The organism is Pseudomonas sp. NPDC096925, assembly GCF_044762545.1.
Taxonomy (GTDB): domain Bacteria; phylum Pseudomonadota; class Gammaproteobacteria; order Pseudomonadales; family Pseudomonadaceae; genus Aquipseudomonas.
Genome location: NZ_JBIWEM010000001.1, coordinates 786,136 through 808,714, shown reverse-complemented (window position 1 = coordinate 808,714; position 22,579 = coordinate 786,136). Strand labels below are relative to the sequence as shown.

The window sequence follows — 22,579 nt, the reverse complement described above, 5'->3', positions numbered from 1 at the left end:
ACTCACCCTCGCGCTCTGGTCAGCCTGGCCAGCCGGAACAGCGTGACCTTGATCAAGAGCTTGATTCTCGGCACCCAGGCGTAGGAAAGCAGAGTTCGCAGCGCCAGGTTCGTGTCTATGCGGCACAGGGCGTCGAAAACATCCGTAGGGATCATGCTAGTGACCTTACCTGTCGGTTTCATGAAATCGAGGTTGCCCGTCCACGGCAACATGGCTGCCAGTTCGTTCTCACTGAATTCGCCCCGCTCGATGCAGGCCAGGTAACGCGCTTTCACCGCCTCCACCGAGTTGACCCGCTGCACCGCCTCCACCACCGGGGCACTGGGCCGGGGCTGTGCGATGCTGGCCAGCAGCTGGTCGACACTGGCCACCTTCAGGCTGTCTGCGGGGGAGTAGCCCTGGATCGGCGCAACCAGCCCCACGCAACGCCGGCCCTTGAGCAACTGCTCGGCGAACGCCGTGCCACCGGGCACAGGGTAGCTGTCCAGGTAGAAGTCGGCCTTTTCCGCAAAGGCCAGGTAGTCCTTGTACGGCAGGTGGCGGCGGATGAAGAAACGCCTGGGGTAGCGCAGCTTCACTGTCCACCACCAAGTGTTGGTCAGGGGGTTGGCGCCGATGATCCAGCACTCGGCATTGGGGAAGCGCTCGAGAATCGCCGTGATCGACGGGCGCATGTCCAGCCCGCCGTGGGGCTTGTACTTGGCTGCCGAGGCAGCGCTGAACACCTTGATCCGCTCGTGAGTGGGCACGGCATTCGGCACTTTGGCGCCGCTAGTCTCGATCGGGATCGCCAGGAAGCTCTTCTGGCAGGTGAGGTGCTTTTTCTTGTCCAGGTGGTGCCCGTAGGCGCTGATCTCGAAATACACATCGGCCACCGACGCGCCAAAGCTGAACACGTGGTCGGCATGGTTGACGAAATACACCGTCAGCGCAGCGCCACGCTGCTGCTTCAGCAGGCCGCAGGCGACGGTGGTGATGATGTCGTCCGGATGAATGTGCAGCACCACCTTGTCGTACTGGGCCAGGGTGTCGACGATGGACTGCAGGCGGGCGCACGGGTCATCGCCGCGCGCTACCTCGATATGGGCGAAATAGCCTGCCAGGCGTTCGAGCACCTGGGGCTTGGCGCTGCGCGCCACCAGCAGGTCCACAGGCCCCTCGTGCATGTGCGCCAGGCGCTCCATCAGCCGGGTGTGCCCGCCTTGCATATAGGGTTCGCTGACCACATGCAGGCAGCCGCGCGATACGCTGCTGGCAGCCGGCAGCGTAACCTGGCTGGCGCACTTGGCCACCAACTGGCGCTCCAGCGTGGCCGCTTCGTAGATGTTCAGGTCCACGGCCCAGAGCAGCGCGCCATAGACTTGCGCCTGGGTCAAAGCCGGCCCCGGCGCTGCCTTCTGTATCCGTGCCTGCAGCTGCTCTACCACTTGCTTCATTGCTCAGCTCCGTGCCGAATCAGCAACAATCGACGACAAACGCCGGAAAACCGTGAAATACATGACGATCGCGTACAAAAGGTAATTGACTGCATAGGCCAGTGTGACCTTCTCGTACCCCCAGAGCTGCGTGAGGTACACCGTCAATGCGTACAGCGACAGGGTGGCGAGGATTTCCGTCACCAGGTACAGCCGCGTCAGGGCCTTGCCCAACATCAGGTAGGCCATCAGCCAGCTGGCGATCTTCAGGCTGTCGCCGACCATCTGCCAGGCGAACAGCTCGCGCATTGGCAGGAACGATTCGGAGAACAGCACCTGGATGATGAAGTCGCGCAGCAGGTAGATCACCAGCCCGGCGAGAATGGTCATGGGCAGGATCAGCTTGTAGCCTTGCAAAATCTCCCGGCGCAACTCGCCGGCATCTGCCAGTTCGGACAGCCGCGGCAGGTAATACACCGCCAGGGTGGTGGTGATCAGCATCAGATACGCCGAGCTCAGGCGCCACATGGCCTCCCAATAGCCGGCTTGCTCCCAGCCGAAGGTGTTGCCCAGGTAGTCCCGCAGGAACACATGGCAAACCGGCAGGGAGCAGGCCGTGACCACGGCCATCAGCGCGAACTTCGAGAGCCGGCTCAGAGCCTGCCGGTCCAGGCCACCAAAAAAGTCGGCCAGGTGGAACCAGGGTGTGCGCATGCAGATAAGCAAGGTGGCCACAAAGCTCAACGACTGGTACACGGCCAGGGCCACCAGTGCGCCGTACAGCCCCAACTGGATGGTCAACGCACAGGTGACGACCAGCGAAATCAGGCTACCAAGGATGTTGGCCAGCACATAGCGGGGCACATCCTTCTTGCCATTGAGTACCCCCAGCAACAACGAGTTGAAGGCAAAGAACACCAGGGTAGCGGCAAACCACAGCAGCACCGAAGCCAGCGATTCATCATTGAAGAACCAACTGGCCAAGGGTTTGCGCAGCACGATGATCAGCACCGCAAGCAGCAGCGACACCAGTACCGACAACGTACCGGCGGTTTTCCACACCTTGCGTTGTTCTTCGGGCTGTTCGGCAAACTCCGCCGTGTACTTGGTCACACCCGTGCTGACAGCACCGCTGGCCAGGGTGGTAAACATGGTCACCGCATTCTGCAGCTGGCCGATGGCCGCATACCCGGCCGGCCCTACGTACAGGGCCAGCACCTTGTTGAGGCCAAGCAAGGTGGCCATTCTTACCGCAACCGCTATGGCATTGAGCAGGCTAGTTCTGATCAGGGTCATACCTGGCACTCAAGGACGCGAAAAGCTGTTGCAGGCGTCAATGACGTGCTGGACTGAGGATGCAGTCAAGGTTGGATCCATGGGCAGGCTCAGCACCTGCTCATGCAGCCGCTCGGTCAGCGGCAGCGACAGGTCAGCCAGCTGCGGGTAGGCCTGCTGCCGGTGCGGCGGAATCGGGTAGTGCACCAGGGTCTGTACACCGTGCCGGGCCAGATGCTGCTGCAACTGTTCACGGCATTCACTGCGCACCACGAACAGGTGCCAGGCATGCTGGCCGGCAACGCCCGGGTCAGGCAACTGGATGGCCGGGTTGTCGATGCCGGCCAGGTACTGCTGTGCAACCTGCTGGCGCAAGCGGGTTTCTTCGTCCAGGTACGGCAGCTTCACGCTCAGCAGCGCAGCCTGCAGTTCGTCCAGGCGGCTGTTCACCCCTTGGTACATATTCATGTACTTCACGTGCGAGCCATAGTTGCGCAACGATTTCAGCGTCTCGGCCAGCGCATCATCGTTGGTAGTGACCGCACCGGCGTCCCCCAGCGCCCCCAGGTTCTTGCCCGGGTAGAAGCTGAAGCCCGAGGCATCGCCCCAGGCACCCGCACGACGCCCGTCCAGCTCGGCAGCGTGGGACTGGGCAGAGTCCTCCAGCACCAGCAGGCCATGCTGCCTGGCGAATGCGTTGATCGCTGGCATGTCGGCCAAGCGCCCGTACAGGTGTACCGGCATGATCACCCGGGTACGCGGGGTAAGCGCCTGCGCCAGGTTATGGGCGCCCAGGTTGAAGCTGGCTTCATCGGGCTCCACCAGCACCGGCACCAGCTTGTTCTCGGTAATCGCGAGGATGGTAGCGATATAGGTGTTGGCAGGTACCAGCACCTCGTCGCCCTCGGCGATACGGCCCAGTTGTTTCCAGGCACGTAGGGTCAGTATCAGCGCATCCAGGCCGTTGGCCACGCCAATGCAGTGCTTTACACCGCAGTAGCTGGCGAACTGGGCTTCGAACTGCTTGAGCTTCTCGCCCATGATGTACCAGCCCGAGTCGATGACCTCGGTGCAGGCATCGATCAATGCCTGACGGTACTGCGCATTCACACCCTGCAGATCGAGAAACTTAACCATTGCGGTCTATCACCCTGATAATTTTTGCTGGATTGCCTACAACGACGGCATAAGGCGGGACGTTCCTGGTCACCACCGCCCCTGCCCCCACCATGGCGTACTCGCCTACGACAACGCCTGGCAGCAAGGTGGCATTGGCACCGATGCTGGCACCGCGCTCCAGGGTAATGCCGTTGAACTGCTCCGGGTAAACCTTGGAACGTGGCATCGCGTCGTTGGTAAAGGTGGCATTGGGGCCGATGAACACATCATCGGCAATGCGGGTACCGTCCCACAGGTAAACGCCAGACTTGACTGTGACGTTATCGCCCAGCACCACATCGCCCTCAATCAGGGTATGCGCGCAGATGTTGCAATTACGCCCGACCTGCGCACCTTTCATGATCACGACAAACTGCCAGACCCGGGTGCCTTCGCCGATGGCGTCGCTTTTCACATCGGCCAGTTGATGAATGCTAGGCATCGCGCTTGAGCTCCGTGAACGTGGTGTAGTCACGAATGTAGTCGGACTCGTCGTAATGCGCGTCGGCCAGTACCAGCAGCACGCAATCCGGGCTGAAATCATGCATTTCGTGCCAGACCATGGGCGGAATCAGGATGCCTTTGTTGAACGCGTCCAGCCAATGGTCAGTGCGGGTGGTACCGTCATCCATCAGCATCCGGCAGCGCCCGGACACGCAGATGGCCAGCTGGTTGAGCTCCTTGTGGGCGTGGAAGCCTCGGGAAACCCCGGGCAGCGTCTCGGTCAGGTAATACACCCGCTGGATGGCGAACGGTACGTTGTCCAGGGCTTGCAGGGCCACCAGCTGGCCGCGGTGGTCACCCAGTACCTTGAACAGTTCGATCTGGGCCAGGGCGCCTTCGTCGGCAGCACTGAGGTGGTGCCGGAACGATGGGGCCTGGTTGTCCTTTTCGCTGACGATAAGGCCATCGCGCATGGGCCAGTCGATCGCCAGGTCGGGGTCATCCCAGTGAATACTGCCTTCGGCCTCCTTGTTGTACACATCCGTGGTTTTGTACAGGAAGTGGGTGTCGTCCTCGAGGGCGATAAAACCGTGCGCAAACCCTTCGGGGATCCACAGCATGCGGTTGTTGCGCTCGCTCAGTTCCACTCCCACCCACTGCCCGAAGGTCGGGGAGCCCGGGCGGATATCGACAGCCACGTCATAGACCGCACCACGCACCACCCGCACCAGCTTGCCCTGGGCGTGCGGCGCGCGCTGGAAATGCAGCCCGCGCAAGACACCGCGGTGAGACATGGAATGGTTGTCCTGGACGAACGCACGGGGCTTGCTCAGGCCAAGCTCCAGCAATGCACCATGAAAGCGGGTCTCATTGAAGGTTTCCGTGAACCACCCGCGATCATCCTCATACACGGCGGGTTCCACTATGACAACATCGGGAATGTTCGTTTGAACAAGCTTCATCGGTAAACCTTTGGCATGATTTTTTGTCGGGGCCAGCCTGGCCAGCCCCCTTTATTACGGCAGTTTCACCGTTTGCACGGCAAATGTCTCGCGCAAAATGTGGCGTGCGCGCTGATGTTCATCTTCCGGGTCAGGCCCGGCGTCTTTGCAAATTTTGCAAGGCATATCTGAGGGTTGCAACCAGGCAACCCAGCCCAAGGCCAACAATCACACCCAGCGCAATGATCAAGTTGCGCCGGGGTTTAATCGGCACGTCCGGTTGTTCTATCGTGCCGTCAAGCTGATAAACACTAAAATTGCGCTTCGCGGCTACAAGCCCTTGGTAAAACTGCTGCCTTGTTTGCAGGTCACGAAGTTCAAGAATGAACGGATCTTCGCTTTTACGCTGCTGCAAATTACCAATTTCCGCAGCCAGCGCTTTGCTCCCGCGCATGTAAGTCAGTTCGCCGTCCATTTTCGACGACAACGCCTTGGAAACTTCGCCGTCTATCAGCGGTGGATTTTCCAGGCCAATCGCAGTTGCAATGCGCAATGCCTCTTGCAAGCGGGTGATCTTGTCTTCACGTTCCCGCTGGCCGTTCTCCCGCAGGTTGTCGAGTTCCAGTTGCAGCGCGCTGGCGCGGACCTCGGCCTCCTTGGTCGCATCGTGCAACAACTCGGCCTTGGCGGCGGCGCTGGCCTTGTCGACATAAGCCGCAGCCCACTCGGACGCCACAGCAGGGTCACGACCGCGGAAGGCCACGTAGGCCCGCGCCGGCTCACCCGCCATTTGCACCACGTCAAAAGAGCCATTGAACGCAGCATACAATGCGCCTTGTGCGCCCTGCCCCGGCGGAATGGAAGGCAAGTACACTTCCTTGAAAAACTGCCGGCGCAGGGTCTCACCGTTCAAATGTTCGACGAAGATATCAAAGACCTTGCGCGAGGTAAAAGGCTCGAGCCCGGTCTGGTTAGTGCGCCCATAGTTCAAGTCGGCAATATCACTGGACGAAGGCGCCGCCAGAAAAACTTTCGCCTCATAAACCGGCTTGGCCAACAGCGCATAAGCCAGTGCAACCGCAGTGACAGCAATCGTCACCAGAAAGATGAGAAGCTTTTGCCGCCATACCCCCTCCAGAAACTCCAACAAGTCAACTTCTTCACTATTGCTACTGCGGTGCTCAACGTCATTGCGCATTTCTTGGGTTTTTCCTTGGGTCTGACTGTGTGCACGGTTTCTGGTATACCAAAACAACACGAGCGACTGCATGGAAACTGGCAAGACGCGCTCCCTCCCCAGTGTAGCGGCAATATGCCAATATCCAGCCCATCCAGCGTCGGGGTTAGCCGCAGTAGATAAACCCCACCTGGATTAGTTCCCGCCTTGCGTCGGCCAGCACGCCTGGTCAGACCAAGGGTTCAAGGTATCGAAACCTCCAGGCAGGCACCCGCCTGCTCAGCCTGCTGGCGCAACGCTCCTTGCAGGGCCTTTTTTGCGCCAGTTTCGCCATGTACCAGCACCACCTTCGCGGGCTGCACCTGGCCGCCCAAGGCAAACCGCACCAGCCCCTGCTGGTCCGCATGCCCGGAATATCCCGGCAATGTCATGACCTTGGCCCGCAGCTCATGCATCTGCCCATCCAGGTCTATCTGCACGAAGCCTTCCGCCCCTTCGCTGGCCTGTATCACCGAGCCCGGCGTCCCTTTGGCCTGGTAACCGACAAACATCACCTCATGCCGCGGGTCCCCAAGCATGGCCTTGAGGTAATTGACGATGCGCCCGCCCGAGCACATGCCATTGCCGGCAATGACAATCGCTGGCCGCCCGGTGCTCTTTAGATAATTGACCACTTGCTGGTGACGGGCATGGGTGTCCACGCTGATCAACTGACTGAAACCCAGCGGGTCGCGCCCTTCGGCAAAGCGTGCCCTGGCTTCGGCATTCCAGTAGTCGTGCAGCTCCCGGTACACACCGGTAATGCGCTGTGCCAGGGGTGAGTCAAGGATGATGGGCAGCTGCGACCAGTCGAGCGGGTCGCCATCGGGGGCCGGGCCGGCATTGTTCAGCAAGGCCTTGCGGTGAAGAATGCCTTCGAGCTCGTACAGCAGCTCCTGGGTCCGGCCGAGGCTGAAGGCCGGAATGAGGAGTGTCCCCTCATCGGCCAGGGCGCGGTCGATGGCCGCTTCCAGCCGTTGCTGACGGTCGCCTGCAGGCGGGTGCAGGCGGTCGCCGTAGGTGCTTTCCAACACGAGGACATCGGCCCGTTCCGGAGGCTGCACGGGGCGCAGCAAGGGGTTGCCACAAGCACCGAGGTCACCGGAGAACACGTAGCGGGTGTTGGCTTGTTCGTACTGCACGTCGCATTCGACATAGGCCGAACCCAGCAGATGGCCGGTGCGCTGCAGGCGAACGCGACAGGTGAGACCGGGGTGCTCGACCAGGGTGTGCCATTGCTCGAAAGGCAGGGGCACGATCAGGTCGCGGATGAATTCGAGGTACCTCGCCACATGGGCGGGCTGGCTACTGATGCTCAGCTTGTAAGCGTCTTCCAGCACCAGTGGCAGCAGCCGGGCAGACGGCTCGCTGCACAGGATGGGGCCACGATAGCCTGCCGCCAGCAGCGCCGGGATGCGACCAACGTGGTCGAGATGCACATGGGTGATGACCAGGGCCTGAATGCCCTGCACGTCGAAGCCCAGTGGCGCCGCCTCGGCGCCCTGCTCCAGGCCGCAGTCGATCAGCAGGCTGCTGGCCGGGCCGAGGTGCAGTTGATGGCAGGAGCCGGTAACGCCGCGGGTACCACCGTGATGGGAAAGGACGGGAAAATCCATGCTGCGCACACTCGCCTGGGCCGAAAATGAAGTGCGCTATTACTCCATGACAGCCGGCGCAGGCATAGGTGAGACTTTCCCAAACAGGTGTAGGAAATATCCTTAGTTACCGCTCAGAGCTGCCTGGCGGGCAGAAGCCCTGATCTTGCGCTTGCTGCGCAGTACGCCGTAGGCACCCAGCAGTGGCCCGACTGCCAGGCCAATGACCAGGGCCGCCAGCACCAGCACGGCGACCGGCATGGCCGGGGCTGCCCAACCGAACAGGACCAACGAGACGGTTTGCTGGTTCTCCAGCACGAAGAACAGCACCACAGCCGCCAACAGCAGCACGAACACCGCCGCCAGGGCGCGCTTGAGGTTACGCATCAGATTGCTCCTTGTGGAATCAGGTGTGGGCCTCATGCTCTTCTTCATTGACCCGGTCGCGCAACTCTTTGCCGGGTTTGAAGTGCGGCACGAACTTGCCTTCGAGGCTGACCGACTGGCCAGTCTTCGGGTTACGGCCTACGCGAGGGGCGCGATAGTGCAGCGAGAAGCTGCCAAAACCGCGGATTTCGATGCGATCACCAGTGGCAAGGCATTGTGACATCTGCTCAAGCATGGTCTTGATGGCCAACTCCACGTCCTTGGACGAGAGCAGCCCCTGATGGGTGACAATACGTTCGATCAGCTCCGACTTCGTCATATTTTTCCCTTCGTTATCAAGCAGCTAGATCATTGCTTAACCAGTTTGTAGCACGCTGGGAGGGATTTGAACAGGGTGGTTCTTGACTTAATAAAAAAATTCAAGATTGAAGTTTTACAGGAATGGTCTAGCCGGCGGGGATAGAAAGGCCCGGCTTCATCGCCGGGCAGCACATGCCTTGGAGGCTACGCATTCCTATGCGAGAGCGGGCGCGCCCGCGAACACGGGCGAAGCCCGTGCCGTCCACCGCACCACCTGCTTCGCGGCGGCTCGACGCATCGACGTGCCCGCTCCCGCAGGGTATCGCGCCAGTTTCTCGAGAGCTGGGTACACCGTTACCCCATGCGCCTATGCCAATTGCTGCCGGGAGTCCGCTCGGGAAAAGCGCTTTCGCATCGCCAGGGCTGGCTTCTCTACCAGCTCCCACGACACATACCCGGCCAACCAGGACGCCGGCACGGCAGCCAACATCAACCAATATGGCCCGGCCCATGGCATCGCACCCGCCAACACTTGCTGGATCGGAAATGCATACAGGTAGATGCCGTACGAGTAATCCTGCACCCACGAAGGCAGCTTCACCTGCGGGCAGTAAGCAAAGTACAGCGTGCCGTAAAGCGTCAGGATGGCACAGGTGAACACCTCAAAGCGCCCACCCTTGCTCAGCAGGAACAGCCCGGCACAGGCAAGCAGCAGCCACCACCGATGCGGGATCACCGCCCGGCACGAATAGAACGCCGAACCCGCCAGGAAGCACACCACCAACTTGAACGGATACTCCCCATAAGCCGGATGCAGGGTATGCAGCCCCAGCGCAATCACCAGCGCCGCCAGCGTCAGCCCTGCCAATGGCCATCGACAAACCCTGGCCACCAGCACCAACACCCCCAGCACCAGGTACATGCGCATTTCCAGCGGAATGGTCCACAAGCTGCCATTGACCGATACCCCATGGAAGCGCGGGGTAAAGCTCACCCCGGGCAGCACGAACTGGGCGTCCTTGAATATCAACAGCGGGCTATAGACGTACTTGTAAACCTGGCCTTTCGCCAAATACTCGGCAAGCGGCAACGAGGTAACCACAGGCCCCAGCACAAAGGCCATGAGCAACAGGCACACCAGCAAACCAGGCAAGATCCTCAGCGCACGCGCCAGGTAGAAATCCCGGGCATCATTCCTCTCACCACTGGCAGCGATCAAAAAACCGCTAACCATGAAGAACACTTCAACGCCCAGGCTGTGAACCGGCACCGGCATACCCAGCAGCAGCGCCGGGTCGGTACAACTCAGGCACTCCAGGTAGGACAGAGCAAAGGAATGCCCAACCACCACAGCGGTTGCCGCCAGCAACCTGATAATCAGGAAATTGTTATCACGCCCGCGACCTTTCATGACGTCGCCAAACATCAACATCATCCACGCTCCTTGAAATGACCCATTTCCGACATAAAAAAAGGGCGACCCGAGGGTCGCCCTTTTTTACCGATCAAACAGAACTCAGTTCTGCTTGGCCATTGCTTCGCGCAGCAGCGCAGCCATGGTGGTGTCGGCAGCCGCTTCCGGAGCGTTTTTCAGGCTCTGGATGGCTTCGCGCTCTTCAGCATCGTCCTTCGACTTGATGGACAGGCTGATAACGCGGGACTTGCGGTCAACGCTGATGATCTTGGCTTCGATCTCTTCGCCTTCCTTCAGGACGTTACGCGCGTCTTCAACGCGGTCACGGCTGATTTCGGAAGCCTTCAGAGTAGCTTCGATGTCGTCGGCCAGAGTGACGATGGCGCCTTTGGCGTCAACTTCTTTCACGATGCCCTTGACGATAGCGCCCTTGTCATTGACAGCAACGAAGTTGGAGAACGGATCGTCTTCCAGCTGCTTGATGCCCAGGGAGATGCGCTCGCGCTCTGGGTCGACCGACAGGATGACGGTTTCCAGCTCGTCGCCCTTCTTGAAACGACGTACGGCTTCTTCGCCGGTTTCGTTCCAGGAGATGTCGGACAGGTGAACCAGGCCGTCGATGCCGCCGTCCAGACCGATGAAGATACCGAAGTCGGTGATCGACTTGATGGTACCGGTGATCTTGTCACCCTTGTTGAACTGGCCGGAGAAGTCTTCCCATGGGTTGGACTTGCACTGCTTGATGCCCAGGGAGATACGACGACGCTCTTCGTCGATGTCCAGAACCATGACTTCCACTTCGTCGCCAACCTGAACGACTTTCGACGGGTGGATGTTCTTGTTGGTCCAGTCCATTTCGGAAACGTGTACCAGACCTTCAACGCCTTCTTCCAGCTCAGCGAAGCAGCCGTAGTCGGTCAGGTTGGTAACGCGAGCTTGTACGCGAGTACCTTCCGGGTAGCGGGCAGTGATAGCTACCCACGGATCTTCGCCCATCTGCTTCAGACCCAGCGAAACGCGGTTGCGCTCGCGGTCGAACTTCAGAACGCGTACGTCGACTTCGTCGCCAACGTTAACGATTTCCGATGGGTGCTTGATGCGCTTCCAGGCCATGTCGGTGATGTGCAGCAGGCCGTCGATACCGCCCAGGTCCACGAAGGCGCCGTAGTCGGTGAGGTTCTTGACGATACCTTTGACTTGTTGGCCTTCCTGCAGGGTTTCCAGCAGGGCTTCGCGCTCGGCGCTGTTCTCGGCTTCCAGCACGCTGCGACGGGAAACGACAACGTTGTTGCGCTTCTGGTCCAGCTTGATGACCTTGAATTCCAGCTCTTTGCCTTCCAGGTGGGTGGTGTCGCGCACAGGGCGGACATCAACCAGGGAGCCCGGCAGGAACGCACGGATGCCGTTAACGTCGACAGTGAAGCCGCCCTTAACCTTACCGTTGATAACGCCCTTGACCACTTCTTCGGCGGCGAAAGCTGCTTCCAGAACAATCCAGCACTCGGCGCGCTTGGCTTTTTCACGGGACAGTTTGGTTTCGCCAAAGCCGTCTTCGACCGCGTCCAGCGCAACGTGAACTTCGTCACCGACCTTGATGGTCAGCTCGCCAGCTTCGTTGTAGAACTGCTCGAGCGGGATGACGCCCTCGGACTTCAGGCCAGCGTGTACGGTAACCCAGTCGCCGTCGATGTCGACAACGATACCGGTGATGATGGCACCCGGCTGAAGATTGAGGGTTTTCAGGCTTTCTTCAAAGAGTTCTGCAAAGCTTTCGCTCATTTTAATTCCTGTAGATTCGGGCGAAACAGACGCCCATCGCCACATTCCAGACAATGTGGGTTTGTTTTAAGTAAAGGAAAGCCGGCAGGACGTTGACTGGTGCCCCTGCCTGCTCTCCTGGCTATCAGAGAAGGTCGCGCAGCGCGATCTCGCTCCTGATACGTTGCAACACCTGCTCGATGGACAACTCGGTAGAGTCCAACTGAATGGCGTCAGCCGCTGGCTTCAGCGGGGCCACTGCACGTTGGGTGTCGCGCTCATCACGCGCACGAATCTCATCCAGCAGACTCGACAGACTAACATCTTCACCCTTGTCCTTCAACTGCAGGTAGCGGCGACGCGCGCGCTCCTCCGCGCTGGCGGTGAGGAAGACTTTCAACGGCGCATCCGGGAACACCACGGTGCCCATGTCGCGGCCGTCGGCAATCAGGCCCGGAGCCTCGCGGAATTCGCGCTGACGCACCAGCAGTGCATCCCGCACGGCCGGCAGCGAGGCAACCATCGACGCACCGGCGCCGACGGTTTCGGTGCGGATGACGTTGCTGACGTCCTCACCCTCAAGGATGATTTGTTGCAGCTTACCGGGCTCGGCGGCGATGAACTGCACATCCAGATGGGCGGCAAGCTTGGTCAGCAACTCTTCGTTGGTCAGGTCGACACCGTGGTTGCTGGCGTTGAACGCCAGCAACCGGTACAGCGCGCCGGAGTCCAGCAGCTTCCAGCCCAGCTCGCGAGCCAGCAGCCCGGCGACCGTGCCCTTGCCCGAGCCGCTTGGCCCGTCGATGGTGATGACCGGCGCCAGGGCACTCACGACTTGCCCTCTTCCGCCACGCGGATGCCCACTTCGGCGCACAGTGCCAGGAAGTTGGGGAACGAGGTGGCGACGTTGGCGCAGTCATGGATGCGGATCGGCGCGCTGGCGCGCAGCGAGGCAACGCTGAAGGCCATGGCGATACGGTGGTCACCGTGGCCATGCACTTCGCCGCCGCCGAGCTGGCCGCCGTCGATGATGATGCCGTCCGGGGTCGGCTCGCACTTGATGCCCAGGGTGATCAGGCCGTCGGCCATGACCTGGATGCGGTCGGATTCCTTCACCCGCAGTTCTTCGGCACCACGCAGCACGGTACGCCCCTCGGCGCAGGCAGCGGCAACGAACAGCACCGGGAATTCGTCGATGGCCAGTGGCACCAGCTCTTCAGGGATATCGATACCTTTCAGCTTGGCACCGCGCACACGCAGGTCGGCCACTGGCTCGCCGCCGACTTCACGCTGGTTTTCCAGGGTGATGTCGCCGCCCATCAGGCGCAGGATGTCGATCACGCCGGTGCGGGTCGGGTTGATGCCAACGTGTTCCAGCACCAGCTCGGAGCCTTCGGCAATGGACGCTGCCACCAGGAAGAACGCTGCCGAGGAAATGTCGGCCGGCACTTCGATACGGGTGGCAGTGAGCTTGCCGCCGGACTGCAGCGAGGCTACCGGGCCGTTACTCTCGACGCTGTAGCCGAAGCCGCGCAGCATGCGCTCGGTGTGGTCACGGGTGGGTGCAGGCTCGGTGACGGTGGTTTTGCCTTCGGCGTACAGGCCGGCCAGCAGCAGGCAGGATTTGACCTGGGCACTGGCCATCGGCAGCGTGTAGGTCAGCGCCTTGAGCTTGTGGCCACCACGGATGGTCAGCGGCGGGCGGCCGTCCGGGCCGGTCTCGACCACGGCACCCATTTCGCGCAGCGGGTTGGCCACACGGTTCATCGGGCGCTTGGACAGCGAAGCGTCGCCGGTCATGGTCACGTCGAACGGCTGGCCGGCCAGCAGGCCCGACAGCAGACGCATCGAGGTACCCGAGTTGCCCACGTACAGCGGCCCGGGTGGCGGCTTGAGGCCGTGCAGGCCAACGCCGTGAATGGTCACGCGACCATGGTTGGGCCCTTCGATGACCACACCCATGTCACGGAATGCCTGCAGGGTCGCCAGCGCGTCCTCACCTTCGAGGAAGCCCTCGACCTCGGTGGTACCTTCGGCCAGCGAGCCGAGCATGATCGAGCGGTGGGAAATCGACTTGTCGCCCGGTACGCGGATTCGCCCGGACAGGCGGCCACCCGGTTGGGCCAGGAAAATCAGATCGTTGGCGTTCATAGCGTCCACATAGGCCCGTCGGGCCAGGATTTTACTGAAATGCTCGCGGGCAACGCGTGCGCGGGTGAATACACCCAGCAACTGGTGCCCGTCCCCTTCAGCGATCGCGTCGCGCAAAGCGTCGAGATCACTGCGATATGTATCAAGCGTGCGCAGGACAGCGTCGCGGTTGGCGAGGAAGATGTCGTGCCACATGGTCGGGTCGCTGCCGGCGATTCTCGTGAAATCGCGGAAGCCCCCCGCAGCGTACCGGAAGATCTCGAGGTTTTCATTGCGCTTGGCCAGTGAATCCACCAGGCCGAAGGCCAGCAGGTGCGGCAGGTGACTGGTGGCAGCCAGCACTTCGTCGTGGCGCTCGACCGACATGTGCTCCACATCGGCATCCAGCGCGCGCCACAGGCGATCGACCAGGGCCAGGGCGGTCGGGTCGGTTTCGGCCAGCGGCGTGAGAATGACCTTGTGCCGGCGGAACAGGGCGGCATTGGAGGCATCTACCCCGCTCTGCTCGGAGCCGGCGATGGGGTGGCCGGGGACGAAGCGCGGCAGGCGCTCTCCAAAGACGGCCCGCGCCTCACGCACGACGTTGCCCTTGGCGCTGCCGACGTCGGTGATGACGGCATCGCCAAGGTCGAGCGCGGCCAGGCGGGCCAGGACCTTCTCCATGGCCAGGATCGGCACGGCCAACTGGATGACATCGGCACCGACGCAGGCGGCGGCAAGGTCTTCTTCGCAGCGATCGACCACGCCCAAAGCCACGGCCTGCTTGCGCGAGGGGGCGTCCAGGTCGACACCGACCACTTCGCGGCACAGACCGCTTTCACGCAGGCCCTTGGCGAACGAGCCACCGATCAGGCCGAGGCCGACCACGACCAGGCGGTTGATGATTGGCGCGGGTTTGGTTGTTACTGCTTTTACCACTGGTGCGAACCCTGTTCAGAAATCTAGACAGCCTGTGAGGGCCATTGGGGCTGTCTTGCAGCCCATCGCGACACAAGGCCGCTCCTACAGGGGCCAGTACAGTTTCGAGGTCTGCACAATACCTGTAGGAGCGGCCTTGTGTCGCGATGGGGCGCGAAGCGGCCCCAACCATCTCAAATCAAAGCACCGCCTTCGGATACGAACCCAGCACCTTCAGCGCCACAGCCTCCTGGCTGATCTGCTCGAGCACCGCCTTGATCAGCGGGTCGCGGTGGTGGCCGACGAAATCGATGAAGAACACGTAGGTCCACTTGCCGCTGCGCGACGGGCGGGTCTCGATGCGGGTCAGGTCGATGCCGTTCTGGTGGAACGGCACCAGCAGCTCGTGCAAGGCACCCGGCTTGTTGCTCATCGAAACGATGATCGAGGTTTTGTCGTCGCCGGTCGGCGGCACTTCCTGGCTGCCGATCATCAGGAAGCGCGTGGAGTTGTCCGGGCGGTCTTCGATCTTCTCGGCCAGGCGCGTCAAACCATACAGGTTGGCCGCCATATCGCCGGCGATCGCCGCCGAGTTCCACTCGCCCTTGACCCGCTTGGCTGCCTCGGCATTGCTCGACACAGCCACGCGTTCCACGTTCGGGTAGTGCGCATCCAGCCACTTGCGGCACTGGGCCAGCGACTGGGCATGGGAGTAGATGCGGGTGATGCTGTCGGTCTTGGTGTTCTCGCCCACCAGCAGGTGGTGGTGGATGCGCAGTTCGACCTCGCCGCAAATCACCATGTCGTGCTCGAGGAAGCTGTCCAGGGTGTGGCTGACCGCACCTTCGGTGGAGTTTTCCACCGGCACCACGCCGAAGTTGACGGCACCGGCCGCCACTTCGCGGAACACTTCGTCGATGGCCGCCATCGGCCGGCTGATCACCGCGTGGCCGAAGTGCTTCATGGCCGCAGCCTGGGTGAAGGTACCTTCAGGGCCGAGGTAGGCGATTTTCAGCGGCTCTTCCAGGGCCAGGCACGATGACATGATTTCGCGGAACAGCCGCGCCATCTCTTCGTTGTCCAACGGGCCCTTGTTGCGCTCCATAACGCGCTTGAGCACGGCAGCTTCACGCTCGGGGCGGTAGAACACCGGCTTTTCGCCCTCGGCCAGCGAGGCGGTCTTGACCTTGGCCACTTCCTGGGCGCAACGGGCGCGCTCGCTGATCAGCTCGAGGATCTTCTCGTCGAGGCTGTCGATGCGAACGCGCAGCGCCTTCAGTTCGTGCTCGGACATCAGCCGTGCTCCTTCTCGAATTCGGCCATGTAGGCCACCAGAGCTTCGACTGCGTCAAGGCCCAGGGCGTTGTAGATCGAGGCGCGCATGCCGCCTACCGAACGGTGGCCCTTGAGGTTGAGCAGGCCACGGGCATCGGCGCCGGCGAGGAAGGCCTTGTCCAGCCGCTCGTCAGCCAGGCGGAACGGCACGTTCATCCACGAACGGGCGTTGTGGCTGATCGGGTTGGTGTAGAACTCGCTGCTGTCGATGAAGCCGTACAGGCGGTCTTTCTTGGCGCGGTTGCGCTGCTCCATGGCATCGACGCCACCCTGCTCTTTCAGCCACTCGAACACCAGGCCCGAGAGGTACCAGGAGTAGGTGGCCGGGGTGTTGTACATCGAGCCGTTGTCGGCCGAGACCTTGTAGTCGAGCATGGTCGGGCAGCAGCTGCGGGCGTGGCCCAGCAGGTCTTCACGCACGATCACCACTACCAGGCCGCTCGGGCCGATGTTCTTCTGCGCGCCGGCGTAGATCAGGCCGTACTGCGATACGTCGATCGGGCGCGAGAGAATGTCGGAGGACATGTCGACCACCAGCGGCACGTCACCGGTTTCCGGCACCCAGTCGAACTGCAGGCCACCGATGGTCTCGTTGGACGCGTAATGCACGTAAGCGGCGTCCTTGGTCAGCTTCCACTCATTCTGGCCCGGGATGGCCAGGTAGTCGTAGGGCTTGGCGCTGGCGGCGACGTTGACGTTGCCAAAGCGGCGCGCTTCCTCGATGGCCTTTTTCGACCAGATGCCGGTCTCGATGTAGTCGGCGGTGCCGTTTTCCGGCAGCAGGTTCAGCGGGATTTCGGCGAACTGCTGGCTGGCGCCGCCCTGCAGGAACAGCACCTTGTAGTTGGAGGGGACGGAAAGCAGGTCACGCAGGTCCTGTTCGGCCTTTTCGGCGATGGCCACGTAATCGTCGCTGCGATGGCTCATTTCCATCACCGACAAGCCCTTGCCACGCCAATCCAGCATCTCGGCCTGGGCGCGCTGCAGAACAGCGTCAGGAAGCGCGGCAGGGCCCGCGCAGAAGTTAAAGGCTCGTTTGCTCACATCCACTCTCGCTCTGCCAAATAGAACAAATCGTCAATCTTCGATGCTGCCAGGAACCCTGTGGGAGCGGGTTTACCCGCGAACAAGGGCGAAGCCCTTGCCATGCACCGCGGTGTCTTCTTCGCGGGTAAACCCGCTCCCACAGGCTATTGCACCGCCCTTGAGGACGTTGCCAACTCTAATCAGTCAAACGGGGCGACCTTGGTCGCCCCGTTCGGGTTCTACGCTTGCTTACTCCTGCGGGGCCTCTTCGGCGCCAGCAGCTTCTTCGTTATCTGGCGCTTCAGCCTCGACGCCCTCTTCGTCCGTCTCGATCACATCATCGAGCTCTTCCTCGGACGGCTCCTGGATACGCTCCAGGCCTACCAGTGTCTCGTCAGTGGCCAGCTTGATCAAGGTCACACCCTGGGTGTTACGCCCCAGGCTGGACACTTCGCCAACGCGGGTACGCACCAGCGTGCCCTGGTCGGAGATCAGCATGATCTCTTCGCCTTCCTGCACCTGGATGGCGCCGATCAGCAGGCCGTTGCGCCCCTTGGTGCCCATGGCGATCACGCCCTGGCCACCACGGCCGCGACGCGGGAACTTGGATAGCGGGGTGCGCTTGCCAAAGCCACGCTCGGAGGCGGTGAGGATCTGCGCGCCGGATTCCGGGATCAGCATGGAGATGATCTGCTGGCCCTTGCCCAGCTTCATGCCGCGCACGCCACGGGCGTTACGGCCCATCTCGCGCACCACGCTTTCAGCGAAGCGGATCACCTTGCCGGCGTCGGAGAACATCATGACTTCCTTGGCACCGTCGGTGATGGCCGCAGCGATCAGGGTGTCACCTTCCTTCAGCTTCAGGGCGATCAGGCCGTTGGAGCGCGGACGGGCGAACTGCACCAGCGGGGTCTTCTTCACGGTACCCGAAGCGGTGGCCATGAAGATGTAGGCGCCGGTCGGCTCGGCCACCCACTCAGGGGTGTCGCCGTCTTCCTCGTCCACTTCCTCGGCCTCGACCACTTCACCTTCGAGCACGGTGTCTTCCGCGTCCTCCAGCTCTTCATCGGCGCCAGCATTCTGCTGCAGGGCCTCGAGGTCGATCTGCAGCATGGCGGTGATGCGCTCACCTTCCTCCAGCGGCAACAGGTTGACCAGTGGGCGGCCGCGGGCGGCGCGGGACGCTTCAGGGATGTCGTAGGTCTTCAGCCAGTAAACCTTGCCCTTGCTGGAGAACAGCAGCAGGGTGGCGTGGCTGTTGGCAACCAGCAGGTGCTCGACGTAGTCCTCGTCCTTCACCCCGGTAGCCGACTTGCCTTTGCCGCCACGGCGCTGGGCCTGGTAGGCGGACAGCGGCTGGGTCTTGGCGTAGCCGCCGTGGGAAATGGTCACCACGCGCTCTTCTTCCGGGATCATGTCGCCGTAGTTGAGGTCGTGGCGCGCATCGAGAATTTCGGTGCGGCGGGCATCGCCGTATTCGGCGCGGATGGCTTCCAGCTCTTCGCGGATCACTTCCATCAGGCGCTCGGCGCTGCTGAGGATGCGGATCAGCTCACCGATCTGCTCGAGGATTTCCTGGTACTCGGCCAGCAGCTTCTCGTGCTCAAGACCGGTCAGGCGGTGCAGGCGCAGGTCGAGAATGGCTTGTGCCTGTTCCGGCGACAGGTAGTACTTGCCTTCACGCAGGCCGTACTGCTCCGGCAGGTCCTCAGGGCGGCAGGAATCGGCGCCGGCGCGCTCGACCATGACCTGCACGGCACTGGATTCCCAGGCGGTGGAGACCAGGGCCTCCTTGGCTTCGGACGGGGTCGGCGAGGCCTTGATCAGGGCGATGACCGGGTCGATGTTGGACAGTGCGACCGCCTGGCCTTCAAGGATGTGGCCGCGTTCGCGGGCCTTGCGCAGCTCGAACACGGTACGGCGGGTCACCACTTCACGGCGGTGACGGACGAACGCCTCGAGCAGGTCCTTGAGGTTGAGCAGGCGCGGACGACCGTCGACCAGGGCGACGACGTTGATGCCGAACACGCTCTGCAGCTGGGTCTGCGAATACAGGTTGTTGAGCACCACCTCCGGCACCTCGCCGCGACGCAGCTCGATGACGATGCGCATGCCGTCCTTGTCGGACTCGTCGCGCAGCTCGGTGATGCCTTCGATCTTCTTCTCTTTGACCAGCTCGGCGATCTTCTCGATCAGGCGTGCCTTGTTCAGCTGGTACGGCAGCTCGGTGACCACGATCTGCTGGCGGCCGCCGACCTTGTCGATGTCTTCGATTTCGGAGCGGGCGCGCATGTAGATGCGGCCACGACCGGTGCGATAGGCCTCGATGATGCCCTGGCGGCCGTTGATCAGGCCGGCAGTCGGGAAGTCCGGGCCGGGGATGTGCTGCATCAGCTCATCGATGGTGACTTCGGGGTTGTCGATGAGTGCCAGGCAGCCATCGATGACCTCGCCGAGGTTGTGCGGCGGGATGTTGGTTGCCATGCCCACGGCGATACCGCTGGAACCGTTGACCAGCAGGTTGGGGATACGGGTCGGCATGACCGCCGGGATCTGCTCGGTGCCGTCGTAGTTGGGCACCCAGTCGACGGTCTCTTTGTGCAGGTCGGCCAGCAGCTCGTGGGCCAGCTTGGCCATGCGCACTTCGGTGTATCGCATGGCTGCGGCGTTGTCGCCGTCCACCGAACCGAAGTTGCCCTGGCCATCGACCAGCAGGTAGCGCAGCGAGAACGGCTGGGCCATACGCACGATGGTGTCGTAGACCGCGGTGTCGCCATGCGGGTGGTACTTACCGATCACGTCACCGACCACACGGGCGGATTTCTTGTACGGCTTGTTCCAGTCGTTGCCCAGTTCGCTCATCGCATAGAGAACGCGGCGATGCACGGGCTTCAAGCCGTCACGCGCATCGGGCAGCGCTCGCCCGACAATCACGCTCATCGCGTAGTCGAGGTAGGACTGTCTCAGTTCGTCTTCGATATTGACCGGGAGGATTTCTTTGGCCAGTTCGCCCATGAGAAGCCTGATTCCTTTTTCTGGTGAAACTTCGCAGCTCCATCAAGGGCCGAACGAAGCTCGCCGCCGCAGCGCATAAGGGTGCGACGACTTACGACAAATCAATGAGTTGTGCCATGGATCTGCGCAATGAAGGCCGCTGTGGTGGGCGGTCTTGGAAACTGCCGGATGTTATCACAAAGGCAGGGGCGGTGGGGAGATGTGGCAGGTGGCCTCAAGCGGCTTTGGATATTGATCTTCCATAACCTGTGCCGGCCTCTTCGCGGGTGAACCCGCTCCCACAGGGTTATCACAAGGCCTGAGGGAGACGGCACACCTGTGGGAGCGGGTTTACCCGCGAAGAGGCCGGCACAGGCACTACGAATATCAGTGCAACCGCTTGCGGCATATCAGTTGCGCCAGCTTGGCGGTATCCGGCCGCTCGACGATGCCGCGCTCGGTCACGATCACGTCGATCAGGTCGGCCGGGGTCACGTCGAATACCGGGTTGAATACCTCGACATCCGGCGCCACGCGGGTGCCGCCAATGTCCAGCAACTCGTCGGCAGTGCGCTCTTCCAGCGGGATGTCCTCACCCGTGGCCAGGTTCAGGTCGATGCTGGTGCTCGGCGCCACCACCATGAAACGCACGCCATGGTGCATGGCGCTGACTGCCAGCTGGTAGGTGCCGATCTTGCTGGCAACGTCGCCGTTGGCGGCAATGCAGTCCGCACCTACCACCACCCAGGTGATGCCCTTGCTCTTCATCAGGTGGGCCAGCGCCGAGTCGGCGCACAGGGTCACCGGGATGCCTTCGTTGGCCAGTTCCCAGGCGGTCAGGCGCGAGCCATGCAGCCAGGGGCGTGTCTCGCCGGCATACACCCGCTCGACCATGCCCTCCAGGTAGCCGGCGCGGATCACCCCCAGCGCAGTGCCGAAACCACCACCGGCCAGGGCGCCGGCATTGCCGTAGGTGAGCAGGGTCTGGGCGTTGCCCTGGTGACGGCGAATCAGCTCGACACCCTGCTGGGCCATGGTCAGGTTGGCTTCGCGGTCGCTTTCATGAATGGCCACCGCTTCGGCCTCCAGCGCCGCCAGCACGCCCTCATCCGGACGCAGGCGCTGCAGGCGCTCGCGCATGCGGTTCAGCGCCCAGAACAGGTTGGCGGCGGTAGGGCGCGCTTCGGCCAGGGTGAGGAAGTCATCTTCCAGGTCCATTTCCCAATCACCCCCCTCGGCCAGCCGCTCTTCCAGGGCCAGCACCAGGCCATAGGCCGCGGCAATGCCGATGGCCGAGGCGCCGCGCACGACCATGTCGCGGATCGCCGCCGCCACCTGCGCGACATTGTCGCAGGCCAGCCAGCGTTCTTCTGACGGCAGCAGGCGCTGGTCGAGCAGATGCAAGACGCCGTCCTGCCAGCGGATCCCGGTCACCTTCTCCGCCGCCAAAAGTCGCTCGCGCATCGCCTCTCCCCGTCGTTCGGATATCAAAAGCCGGCGATTATAGCGACCCTCGGGGCCGAGCGCTCGGGTATACTCCGGCGCAATTTTGCGAAGTTTCAGAGGACTGTTCAATGAGCAACGTCGACCGCGCCGAAATCGCCAAGTTCGAAGCGCTGGCCCACCGCTGGTGGGACCGCGAAAGCGAGTTCAAGCCGCTGCACGAAATCAACCCGCTGCGCGTCAACTGGATCGACGAGCGCGCCAGCCTGGCCGGCAAGAAAGTGCTGGACGTGGGTTGCGGTGGCGGCATCCTCAGCGAGGCCATGGCCCTGCGCGGCGCCACGGTCACCGGCATCGACATGGGTGAGGCGCCGCTGGCCGTGGCCCAGCTGCACCAGCTGGAGTCGGGCGTGCAGGTGGAATACCGGCAGATCACCGCCGAAGCCCTGGCCGAGGAAATGCCCGAACAGTTCGACGTGGTCACCTGCCTGGAAATGCTCGAGCACGTGCCCGACCCGTCTTCGGTCATCCGCGCCTGCTACCGCATGGTCAAGCCTGGCGGCCAGGTGTTCTTCTCCACCATCAACCGCAACCCCAAGGCCTACCTGCTGGCCATTGTCGGCGCCGAATACATCCTGAAGATGCTGCCGCGCGGCACCCATGACTTCAAGAAGTTCATCCGCCCGTCCGAGCTGGGCGCCTGGAGCCGCGTTGCCGGCCTGCAGGTGAAGGACATCATCGGCCTGACCTACAACCCGCTGACCAAGCATTACAAGCTCAGCAGCGACGTTGACGTCAACTACATGATCCAGACCCTGCGCGAGGAATGA

At 62.1% G+C, this 22,579-nt stretch carries 18 protein-coding genes and 1 pseudogene; 1 reads left to right on the top strand and 18 read right to left on the bottom strand.

What is annotated here, in order from left to right; all coding sequences use genetic code 11:
• Window positions 1–2: 2 nt before the first annotated feature.
• The 18 genes and pseudogenes from ACIQYU_RS03965 to mtnA form a co-directional block, all read right to left on the bottom strand.
• Window positions 3–1,436, bottom strand: coding sequence for a hypothetical protein (locus ACIQYU_RS03965; RefSeq protein ID WP_207829030.1), 1,434 nt, complete (start codon window positions 1,434–1,436; stop codon window positions 3–5).
• A gap of 3 nt (window positions 1,437–1,439) precedes the next feature.
• Window positions 1,440–2,711: an O-antigen translocase gene (locus tag ACIQYU_RS03960; protein ID WP_207829033.1), complete on the bottom strand. Its 1,272-nt coding sequence runs from the start codon at window positions 2,709–2,711 to the stop codon at window positions 1,440–1,442.
• Between the two features lie 9 nt (window positions 2,712–2,720).
• The gene (locus tag ACIQYU_RS03955; RefSeq protein WP_207829035.1) at window positions 2,721–3,827 is read right to left on the bottom strand and encodes a DegT/DnrJ/EryC1/StrS aminotransferase family protein; all 1,107 of its coding nucleotides are present in this window, start codon (window positions 3,825–3,827) and stop codon (window positions 2,721–2,723) included.
• On the bottom strand, window positions 3,820–4,290 hold the full coding sequence (locus tag ACIQYU_RS03950) for an acyltransferase (RefSeq protein WP_333957529.1): 471 nt from the start codon (window positions 4,288–4,290) through the stop codon (window positions 3,820–3,822). Before ACIQYU_RS03950 ends, ACIQYU_RS03955 begins: the two co-directional genes overlap by 8 nt.
• Window positions 4,283–4,654, bottom strand: a complete 372-nt coding sequence (locus tag ACIQYU_RS03945; protein ID WP_402798528.1) for a sugar 3,4-ketoisomerase — start codon at window positions 4,652–4,654, stop codon at window positions 4,283–4,285. The genes ACIQYU_RS03950 and ACIQYU_RS03945 overlap by 8 nt, the downstream gene beginning before the upstream one ends.
• 60 nt (window positions 4,655–4,714) lie before the next feature.
• Window positions 4,715–5,254: pseudogene (gene rfbC / locus ACIQYU_RS03940) on the bottom strand (dTDP-4-dehydrorhamnose 3,5-epimerase); the annotation flags it as partial.
• Window positions 5,255–5,384: 130 nt separating this feature from the next.
• The gene (locus ACIQYU_RS03935) at window positions 5,385–6,431 is read right to left on the bottom strand and encodes an LPS O-antigen chain length determinant protein WzzB (protein WP_233687208.1); all 1,047 of its coding nucleotides are present in this window, start codon (window positions 6,429–6,431) and stop codon (window positions 5,385–5,387) included.
• 221 nt (window positions 6,432–6,652) lie between these two features.
• On the bottom strand, window positions 6,653–8,065 hold the full coding sequence (locus ACIQYU_RS03930) for an MBL fold metallo-hydrolase (RefSeq protein WP_402798317.1): 1,413 nt from the start codon (window positions 8,063–8,065) through the stop codon (window positions 6,653–6,655).
• Between the two features lie 102 nt (window positions 8,066–8,167).
• Entirely contained in the window at window positions 8,168–8,431 is a 264-nt protein-coding gene (locus tag ACIQYU_RS03925; RefSeq protein WP_207829056.1) for a lipopolysaccharide assembly protein LapA domain-containing protein, read from the bottom strand.
• Window positions 8,432–8,450: 19 nt separating this feature from the next.
• Window positions 8,451–8,750: an integration host factor subunit beta gene (ihfB, locus tag ACIQYU_RS03920; RefSeq protein ID WP_013971456.1), complete on the bottom strand. Its 300-nt coding sequence runs from the start codon at window positions 8,748–8,750 to the stop codon at window positions 8,451–8,453.
• Window positions 8,751–9,098: 348 nt separating this feature from the next.
• A complete protein-coding gene (locus ACIQYU_RS03915; protein ID WP_207829058.1) occupies window positions 9,099–10,166 on the bottom strand; it encodes an acyltransferase in 1,068 nt (355 codons plus the stop codon).
• Between the two features lie 81 nt (window positions 10,167–10,247).
• The gene (rpsA, locus tag ACIQYU_RS03910; protein WP_003252673.1) at window positions 10,248–11,924 is read right to left on the bottom strand and encodes a 30S ribosomal protein S1; all 1,677 of its coding nucleotides are present in this window, start codon (window positions 11,922–11,924) and stop codon (window positions 10,248–10,250) included.
• A gap of 124 nt (window positions 11,925–12,048) precedes the next feature.
• Window positions 12,049–12,735 carry a (d)CMP kinase gene (cmk, locus tag ACIQYU_RS03905; protein WP_063911621.1) on the bottom strand — a complete coding sequence of 229 codons (687 nt, stop codon included), beginning with the start codon at window positions 12,733–12,735 and terminating at the stop codon, window positions 12,049–12,051.
• The gene (locus ACIQYU_RS03900; protein WP_402798527.1) at window positions 12,732–14,939 is read right to left on the bottom strand and encodes a bifunctional prephenate dehydrogenase/3-phosphoshikimate 1-carboxyvinyltransferase; all 2,208 of its coding nucleotides are present in this window, start codon (window positions 14,937–14,939) and stop codon (window positions 12,732–12,734) included. Before ACIQYU_RS03900 ends, cmk begins: the two co-directional genes overlap by 4 nt.
• Window positions 14,940–15,150: 211 nt before the next feature.
• A complete protein-coding gene (gene pheA / locus ACIQYU_RS03895) occupies window positions 15,151–16,245 on the bottom strand; it encodes a prephenate dehydratase (protein WP_025338102.1) in 1,095 nt (364 codons plus the stop codon).
• Window positions 16,245–17,330, bottom strand: a complete 1,086-nt coding sequence (gene serC, locus ACIQYU_RS03890) for a 3-phosphoserine/phosphohydroxythreonine transaminase (RefSeq protein ID WP_207829062.1) — start codon at window positions 17,328–17,330, stop codon at window positions 16,245–16,247. Before serC ends, pheA begins: the two co-directional genes overlap by 1 nt.
• A gap of 231 nt (window positions 17,331–17,561) precedes the next feature.
• Entirely contained in the window at window positions 17,562–20,327 is a 2,766-nt protein-coding gene (gyrA, locus tag ACIQYU_RS03885; RefSeq protein WP_207829065.1) for a DNA gyrase subunit A, read from the bottom strand.
• Between the two features lie 366 nt (window positions 20,328–20,693).
• Window positions 20,694–21,770, bottom strand: a complete 1,077-nt coding sequence (gene mtnA, locus ACIQYU_RS03880; protein WP_402798312.1) for an S-methyl-5-thioribose-1-phosphate isomerase — start codon at window positions 21,768–21,770, stop codon at window positions 20,694–20,696.
• A gap of 110 nt (window positions 21,771–21,880) precedes the next feature.
• On the opposite strand from mtnA, the gene ubiG reads away from it, so the two are divergent.
• Window positions 21,881–22,579: a bifunctional 2-polyprenyl-6-hydroxyphenol methylase/3-demethylubiquinol 3-O-methyltransferase UbiG gene (gene ubiG, locus ACIQYU_RS03875; protein WP_025338098.1), complete on the top strand. Its 699-nt coding sequence runs from the start codon at window positions 21,881–21,883 to the stop codon at window positions 22,577–22,579.

Excerpts from the sequence above, each read along its gene's own strand:
- ACIQYU_RS03925 (WP_207829056.1), bottom strand. The coding sequence starts at position 8,431 with ATGCGTAACCTCAAGCGCGCCCTGGCGGCGGTGTTCGTGCTGCTGTTG.
- mtnA (WP_402798312.1), bottom strand. The coding sequence starts at position 21,770 with ATGCGCGAGCGACTTTTGGCGGCGGAGAAGGTGACCGGGATCCGCTGG.
- gyrA (WP_207829065.1), bottom strand. The coding sequence starts at position 20,327 with ATGGGCGAACTGGCCAAAGAAATCCTCCCGGTCAATATCGAAGACGAA.
- ACIQYU_RS03965 (WP_207829030.1), bottom strand. The coding sequence starts at position 1,436 with ATGAAGCAAGTGGTAGAGCAGCTGCAGGCACGGATACAGAAGGCAGCG.
- ACIQYU_RS03950 (WP_333957529.1), bottom strand. The coding sequence starts at position 4,290 with ATGCCTAGCATTCATCAACTGGCCGATGTGAAAAGCGACGCCATCGGC.
- ubiG (WP_025338098.1), top strand. The coding sequence starts at position 21,881 with ATGAGCAACGTCGACCGCGCCGAAATCGCCAAGTTCGAAGCGCTGGCC.
- pheA (WP_025338102.1), bottom strand. The coding sequence starts at position 16,245 with ATGTCCGAGCACGAACTGAAGGCGCTGCGCGTTCGCATCGACAGCCTC.
- ACIQYU_RS03935 (WP_233687208.1), bottom strand. The coding sequence starts at position 6,431 with ATGCGCAATGACGTTGAGCACCGCAGTAGCAATAGTGAAGAAGTTGAC.
- ACIQYU_RS03955 (WP_207829035.1), bottom strand. The coding sequence starts at position 3,827 with ATGGTTAAGTTTCTCGATCTGCAGGGTGTGAATGCGCAGTACCGTCAG.
- ACIQYU_RS03930 (WP_402798317.1), bottom strand. The coding sequence starts at position 8,065 with ATGGATTTTCCCGTCCTTTCCCATCACGGTGGTACCCGCGGCGTTACC.
- rpsA (WP_003252673.1), bottom strand. The coding sequence starts at position 11,924 with ATGAGCGAAAGCTTTGCAGAACTCTTTGAAGAAAGCCTGAAAACCCTC.
- ihfB (WP_013971456.1), bottom strand. The coding sequence starts at position 8,750 with ATGACGAAGTCGGAGCTGATCGAACGTATTGTCACCCATCAGGGGCTG.
- ACIQYU_RS03915 (WP_207829058.1), bottom strand. The coding sequence starts at position 10,166 with ATGATGTTGATGTTTGGCGACGTCATGAAAGGTCGCGGGCGTGATAAC.
- ACIQYU_RS03960 (WP_207829033.1), bottom strand. The coding sequence starts at position 2,711 with ATGACCCTGATCAGAACTAGCCTGCTCAATGCCATAGCGGTTGCGGTA.